This is a genomic window from Enterobacter sp. SST3, from assembly GCF_000286655.1.
GTDB lineage: Bacteria > Pseudomonadota > Gammaproteobacteria > Enterobacterales > Enterobacteriaceae > Enterobacter > Enterobacter roggenkampii.
In genome coordinates this window covers 1-1,001 of record NZ_ALNS01000053.1, presented here as the reverse complement: position 1 = coordinate 1,001, position 1,001 = coordinate 1, and the positions used below count along the sequence as shown (strand labels likewise).

The 1,001-nt window shown below is 53.7% G+C and carries 1 protein-coding gene and 1 pseudogene; both read right to left on the bottom strand.

Features of this window, described 5'->3' with window-relative positions; translation table 11 throughout:
* Window positions 1-199 (bottom strand): annotated as a pseudogene (locus tag B498_RS00160) (DUF3396 domain-containing protein); the annotation flags it as partial.
* Window positions 200-211: 12 nt separating this feature from the next.
* A partial coding sequence (locus B498_RS00165; protein ID WP_008503503.1) for a DUF3396 domain-containing protein occupies window positions 212-1,001 on the bottom strand: 790 nt, incomplete at its 5' end.

Here is a 1,001-nt window from a genome sequence, read left to right as displayed (position 1 = left end):
CCGGCAGCGTTTTCCTGAGAAACGGCTTAAATTCACCGTAATAACGATCCACACACTCCACCATTTTTCGGCGAACCTCCGGCGTATGGCCGTTTTTAAAGAACACGGTGATAATCAGCCCGAGGTTGACCGCCGGGCTGCCGTCCTTGTATTTAACCGATGCTTCCGGCAGCCATTTTTCGATATAACTGAGTTCCATCTCTTGTTTCTCTTATTCCGGAATAACAAATACGCTGCCCTGGTCGTCACGCTTAAGCAGTGACCAGCGGGCGCGGTGTTTTTTGCCGTGTTTATCCTCAAAGGCGGGCATCTTCTGCCCTTCCCGGGTCTGAATATACTCCGTTGTGCCGTTAACGATGGCGGCCCACTGCCCGGCGTGCGGGGCGTTTTCATCGGTCCAGCGGGTAATGCGTACCGGTTCAGATGAGGTTTCAGGCTCCTCGCTGTCCAGCAGGGCGCTGGCCTCATCGAAGCGCCGGTACCACTTCATGGTCGATTCTTTATTAAACTGGTGGTTCTCATAGGACGAGTAAAAATGTAGCGAGCGGGGTTCATCATAGCGAACCGGCCTGATGATTTGATTAATCTTCACAAGTAACGGAGGAAGGCCTTCTTTTTTCATCTCTCCCAGGCCCGGAGGAAGCTCACCGGCTTTCAGAATTACACCATTGTTATAAGAGAGCAGGCTGATTTCCGGTGTATTCGCCAGACGTCGTGCGACGTCATTTTCTCCGACGAGCTTTTCCAGCCACGGATTGCCCAGAATGGTGTACCAGCAGGCACCTTTCAGGCCAATGACGGCTGCGCCCCCTTCAAGCGTTCCAATGGAGTCCACCATCACGCCGGAAAAACGCTGCGCCAGGGCATATTCATACGGAAACATGCGTTCACGCGCGTAGGGCAGAACGAACGACAGCCCGGCGTAGCCGCTTTCCACTTCGAAGGTGTTGCACAGCCACATCAGCCAGTTTTCATAGCGTGCCTTACCGTCCGGCTCTTTC